Source organism: Streptomyces sp. Isolate_45, assembly GCF_024721315.2.
In the GTDB taxonomy this organism is placed as follows: domain Bacteria; phylum Actinomycetota; class Actinomycetes; order Streptomycetales; family Streptomycetaceae; genus Streptomyces.
On sequence record NZ_JANFAK020000289.1, the window covers coordinates 1 to 5,257 of the forward strand.

General features: G+C 74.3%; 7 protein-coding genes and 1 pseudogene. 5 read left to right on the plus strand and 3 right to left on the minus strand.

Features of this window, described 5'->3' with window-relative positions:
• From NOD94_RS40060 to NOD94_RS40075, 4 genes are all read left to right on the plus strand, one after another.
• Positions 1–843 (plus strand): N-acetylmuramoyl-L-alanine amidase (locus NOD94_RS40060; RefSeq protein ID WP_281211172.1); only part of this gene is annotated, 843 nt, incomplete at its 5' end.
• 138 nt (positions 844–981) lie between these two features.
• Positions 982–1,806, plus strand: coding sequence for a DUF5336 domain-containing protein (locus tag NOD94_RS40065; RefSeq protein WP_281211173.1), 825 nt, complete (start codon positions 982–984; stop codon positions 1,804–1,806).
• Between the two features lie 113 nt (positions 1,807–1,919).
• Complete coding sequence (locus NOD94_RS40070) at positions 1,920–2,930, plus strand: LLM class F420-dependent oxidoreductase (protein WP_281211174.1); 1,011 nt, start codon at positions 1,920–1,922, stop codon at positions 2,928–2,930.
• Between the two features lie 112 nt (positions 2,931–3,042).
• Positions 3,043–3,486, plus strand: coding sequence for an IPT/TIG domain-containing protein (locus NOD94_RS40075; protein WP_281211175.1), 444 nt, complete (start codon positions 3,043–3,045; stop codon positions 3,484–3,486).
• 44 nt (positions 3,487–3,530) lie between these two features.
• Here the strand turns inward: NOD94_RS40075 and NOD94_RS40080 are convergent, their stop codons facing one another.
• Both NOD94_RS40080 and NOD94_RS40085 read right to left on the minus strand, forming a co-directional pair.
• Positions 3,531–3,926 (minus strand): hypothetical protein, encoded by a 396-nt coding sequence (locus tag NOD94_RS40080; protein ID WP_281211176.1) that lies wholly within the window; start codon positions 3,924–3,926, stop codon positions 3,531–3,533.
• An 87-nt stretch (positions 3,927–4,013) separates the two neighbouring features.
• Complete coding sequence (locus NOD94_RS40085; protein ID WP_281211177.1) at positions 4,014–4,661, minus strand: hypothetical protein; 648 nt, start codon at positions 4,659–4,661, stop codon at positions 4,014–4,016.
• 112 nt (positions 4,662–4,773) lie between these two features.
• Here NOD94_RS40085 and NOD94_RS40090 point away from each other — a divergent pair, with 112 nt between their 5' ends.
• Positions 4,774–5,085: a hypothetical protein gene (locus NOD94_RS40090; protein ID WP_281211178.1), complete on the plus strand. Its 312-nt coding sequence runs from the start codon at positions 4,774–4,776 to the stop codon at positions 5,083–5,085.
• An 89-nt stretch (positions 5,086–5,174) separates the two neighbouring features.
• On the opposite strand, the pseudogene NOD94_RS40095 reads toward NOD94_RS40090, so the two are convergent.
• A pseudogene (locus NOD94_RS40095) lies at positions 5,175–5,257 on the minus strand (citrate synthase 2); the annotation flags it as partial.

Genomic DNA, 5,257 nt, shown 5'->3' on the forward strand with positions numbered 1-5,257 from the left:
CCGCAGCCCGCCTCGCACGCCGCCCCCGGCGGCGGGGACGGGAAGGCCGGCGCCACCACGAGCGCGTCGGCCGCGCCCGCCTCCCCGGCCGCGTCGGGCTCGCCCCTCCCGTCGGGCTCGCCCCTCGCCTCCGGCTCGCCGAGCGCTCCCGCCGCCGCTCCCAACCCCCTCGCGGGCCGGACGGTGGTCATCGACCCCGGACACAACACGGGCAACTTCAAGCACTCCCGCGAGATCAACCGCCAGGTCGACATCGGCACGAACCGCAAGGAGTGCGACACGACCGGCACGACCACCAACTCCGGCTACATGGAAGCCGAGTTCACGATGGACGTGTCGCGCAGGCTGCGGATGGTCCTGGAGGCGCGCGGGGTGAAGGTGCTCCTCACCCACGAGGCGGGCCCGGAGCGCCCGTGGGGCCCGTGCATCGACGAGCGGGCCCGCATCGGCAACGAGGCCAAGGCCGACGCGGTCGTCTCGGTCCACGCCGACGGGGTCTCCGAGGGCAGCCGCGGCTACCACATCATCCTCCCGGCCAACGTCCGCGGCGGCTCCGCGGACACCTCGAAGATCGTCGGACCTTCCCGGCAGCTCGGCGAGCGCATCGCGGGCAACTTCGCCCGGACCACGGGTTCGGGGCCCGCCAACTACCTCGGATCGGGGACCGGTTTGGTGGTCCGTGACGATCTGGGCGGACTGAACCTCTCGACCCGGCCCAAGGTGTTCATCGAATGCGGCAACATGCGTGACGCCAAGGACGCGGCGCTACTGGCGAGTCCGGAGTGGCGACAGAAGGCGGCGCAGGGCATCGCCGACGGCATCGTCGGGTTCCTCGGCGGGTAGTCCCACCAGGGCGGCCCGCCGCCCCGGTCAGCCCGGTCACGGAAAACCTCCGTACCATGGTGCCGCCCGCCCCGCTCCAGCCCTGATCTGCGACCGCGGCACCACGAGACGACCGAGACCGAGAAGGACACCTGAGAAGTGAACATCCGCTCCCTCACTCGAGGCGACGGCGTGGTGATCGGAGCAGCGGTGCTGCTGTTCATCGCCTCGTTCCTCGACTTCTACTCCGCCACCGGCCTGGACCTCCCGAGCGCGTGGGACACCGACATCTACCGGCTGGTCCTGCCCTCCATCTTCCTCACCGGCTTCATCGCTGCCGGCCTGCTCGTCTTCTCCCGCCTCCAGCCGGAGGGCCGCAAGCTCGCGGGCCTGCCGCTGTCGGCGTGGGGCACCGTGCTGGCCGTCTCCGCCGCCTGGGCCGCCCTGTGGTCCCTGATCACCAGCCCGTCCGGGGCCGACCTCGGCGCCGGCAGCATCATCGCCTTCCTCGCGACCCTGGTCCTGGCCGGTGTCGCGATCGCCGGATCCAAGATCCCCGCCCTCGCCGGGAAGCTCGTACCGGAACCGCGGCCCGCCGCCGTCCCGCCGTACGGCGGCCAGCCGCAGCCGGGCACCGGATACGGCTACCCGGGCGGACAGCAGCCCCAGCCGTACGGTTCCACCCCGCAGCCCGCCCCGCCCTACGGCGGTACGCCGACCCCGGCGCCCGGTCCGCAGGACCACTCCGGCCACCAGCCCGCCCCGGCGCCGGCCCCGGCGGCGGAGTTCACGCCGTTCTGGTTCGCGGTGCCGGTGGCCCGTCCCCTCTTCGGTGAGGACGGCTCCCCCACCCCGATCGCCGAGCTGGCGCCCGGCACCTGGTACCTGGCCGTCGACCAGCGCGGCCCCGCCACGCTGATCGCCCAGACCCAGGACGGACGCCGCGGCGTCCTGAACGACACCTCGGGCATCCAGCGCGGCTGACCCGCGCCTCCCGGCCCGCCGGGACAGCCCTGACGGCCCCCCGCCCTTCCGGGCGGGGGGCCGTTGCCCTACAGTCGCCTGACGCATCGTCAGACAGTGGTGAGGGGACCTCCATGCGGCTCGGACTCGCACTCGGGTACTGGGGCCGCGGGCCCTCACCCGCCCACCTCGACCTCGCCGTCGAGGCCGAACGCCTCGGTTACGACTCCGTGTGGACCGCCGAAGCCTGGGGCTCCGACGCCTTCACCCCGCTCACCTGGATCGCCGCGCACACCTCGCGGATCCGCCTGGGCACCGCGATAGCGCAGATGGCCGCCCGCACCCCGACCGCCACCGCCATGCACGCCCTCACCCTGGACCACCTCTCCGGCGGCCGGATGACGCTCGGCCTCGGACTGTCCGGACCCCAGGTCGTGGAGGGCTGGTACGGGCGCCCGTTCCCGTCGAGCCCGCTCACCGCCACCCGCGAGTACGTCGACGTCATCCGCCAGGTGCTGCGCCGCGAGGCACCCGTCGCCGTGGACGGCCGCTTCCACAGCCACCCGTACCGCGGCGCGGACGGCACCGGCCTCGGCAAGCCCCTCAAGCCGATCACCCACCCGCTGCGCGCGAACCTCCCGCTGCTGCTCGGCGCCGAGGGCCCCAAGAACATCGCCCAGACCACCCGGATCGCGGACGGCTGGCTGCCGCTCTACTGGTCGCCCACCCGAACCGACGTCTACCAGGCCTCCCTCGGCGACCTCCCCGAGAACTTCGTGATCGCCCCGATGGCCCGCGCCAAGGTCTGCGAGGACGTCGCCGAGGGCCTGCTGCCGGTCAAGGCCATGCTCGGCTTCTACATCGGCGGCATGGGGCACGCGGCCCGCAACTTCCACGCCGACCTCATGGCCCGGATGGGCTACGAGGAGGAGGCCCGGCGCATCCAGGAGCTGTTCCTCGCCGGCCGCAAGGAGGAGGCCGTCCTCGCCGTCCCGGACGCCTTCGCCGACGAGATCTCCCTCGTGGGCCCCCGCGAACGGATCGCGGAACGCCTGGAACTGTGGCGCAAGGGACCCGTCACCGACCTCCTCGTCACCGCCCCGGACCCGCACACCCTCCGCGTCCTGGCGGAACTCAACGGGTGACGCCGCGGGACACGACACGGGACGACCGGTCGGTCCTGGATTCGCGGTCCCCTTCCTCCCCATGATGGGGCGGGCCCGCTCCGGGTCCGCTCATCGGTCGGAAGGCTCCGTCGTGACGCGCACGCTCCGCCGGGCGGGAATCCTCCTCGCCGCGGTCCCCCTCATCGCCCTCGCCCCGGCCCACGCGGCCCCCCGCGCCGATGCCACCGACCCCGGCACCTGCCCGGCGGCCCCCGCCCCGCGCCACCCGGGCCCGCCGGACGCGCAGGAACCGGGCACGCTGCTCGCCGTCACCCCGGACGTCGGCCCGAGGAGCGGAGGCACCACCGTCTCCCTCGTGGGCAGCGGCCTCACCGGCCACACCCGGGTCGTCTTCGGCACCCTGGACGCCGACGGCTGCTTCACCGGCGCGGACGCCACGGACGTCGTGGTGCTCAGCGACACGTTCATCGCCGCCGTCGCCCCCGCCTGGCCGACCGCCGCGCAGGTCCTCGTCGCCGCGGCCACCCCGGACGGCCGCTTCACCAACCCGCTGCCGTTCACGTACGGCGACTGAGGGGACCGGGGCCGGGCGGACGGCGACGGGGCGGACGGCTGCCCCTACTCGGGAGCGGTCCGCTCCGGAACGGCCTCCAGCAGCTCCCGCACGTCCAGCGGCATGACGGCGATCTCGATGGCGCCGCCGTCCTGGAGGACGCAGGCCACGATCCGCGAGCCGGGGTTGATGGAGATGCCCTCCCGCACCGTCGGCACCCGTACGCCGGTCGCGCGGGCCCCCGACAGCCGCACGGCCCCGCCGCGCCGGGGCTCCCAGCGGGGCACCTCGCCCGGGACCGCGTGCACCCGGCCCACGCGCCAGCGGCCCTCACCGGCCGGGTGCCGGGCCATGCACGGGATGCCCGCCGGCTCGGCGGCGGCCCGGCGCGTACGGTGCTTGCGGCGGACGAGCCAGCCGGTTCCGGCGGCCACGGCGGCCAACACCACGAATTCGATCACGCGAACCATTGAAACAGCCCGGGAACGCGGGCGGGCCGGACGGCGGCCCACCGGCCCCGTCCGGCCCGCCCGCGCGGGAGCCCGCGGCTACCCGCCGAGCTGCGACAGGCTCGGCACCTGGTCCTTCACCGGGGCGCCGGCGCTCTGGCCCGCGTTCTTCACCCCGTTGATGACGTCCTGGAAGGAGCTGATGTCGGCGTCACCGACCTGGCCCTTGCGGAGCTTGGTTCCGAGGCCCTTCAGCGACTCGATGCCCGCCGTCAGCGGGCCCATCGCCTTGGACAGCAGCGGGTCGCCCTTGGCGTTGGTGGCGGCGGCCTTCAGCCGGTTGTAGGCGAAGGCACCCGCGAGGCCGGCCTTGATCAGTGCGAAGGTGCGGCCCGAGGCGCCCTTCTTGAACTTGCCGGCCTGGTACGGCTTGATGATCCACTGGTACGTCGCGCCGGCCGCGAGACCGGCGTTGGCGACGAACCGGGCCTTGGCGAACTTCTGCTTCTCGGCGGGCGTGGTCGGCGTCGGCGTCGCCGCGGCCAGCTCATCGGCTTCCGCGGCCGCCGGTTCCGCCGCGGCGAGGACGGCCAGCTCGGCCGCCGCCGCGGAGGACAGCTCCGGTTGCCGCGCGCTGTCGCCGCTACTCCCGCCACAGGCGGTCGCACCGCCCAACAGGGCGCAGGACAGGAGCACCGCGGTGAGGGTGCGGCGGAATCGGACGGTACTGGGTACGAGTACGGACACGGTTTCCTCCGGGGACGGGGGTGTCCCCCGCAGCCTCACCCCGGCCGTGGGGCTGCGCCACTTGGGCGACCCGTTCGGGTTTGGGTCGCCCTCCTGCGGCAACACGCGTGTCATGTCCCCACTCACCAGAGCACACTCGCGCGGAGCCGCCCGCAGCGCAGGCCCCGCCCGGGCCATCGCCCTCGTCGCGGACGTGGCCGCCTTCCTCATCGTCCTGTGGATCGTGTTGTGGCTGCTGGACGCCAACCAGGGCAACAGCCTGGTCGCCCTCGTCCACGACATCGCCGACTGGCTGACGAGCTGGTCCCGAGACCTGTTCACCATCGACGGTGAGACGGCGCGCGTCATCGTCGGCTACGGCCTGGCCGCCGTCGTCTACGTCCTCGTCGGCCACGCCATCGCCGGCTGGGTGGCACGCCGCTGACCCCGCCGGAGATGCCTACGCGGCCGCCCCCGCGGCGGGCCCGTGGGGGCCGATCCCGCCGGCCCGCCGCGCCGCCGTGCCCGCCCCGCAGCACACGCGGACTGGACGTCGACGCGGATGTCACCCGAGTGCACCGGGATCGGGAAGGGCTCGGCGGCCGGCAGCCCCGGGT

Coding starts and splice junctions, on each gene's coding strand:
- NOD94_RS40070 (WP_281211174.1), top strand. CDS start 1,920: ATGCGGCTCGGACTCGCACTCGGGTACTGGGGCCGCGGGCCCTCACCC.
- NOD94_RS40090 (WP_281211178.1), top strand. CDS start 4,774: ATGTCCCCACTCACCAGAGCACACTCGCGCGGAGCCGCCCGCAGCGCA.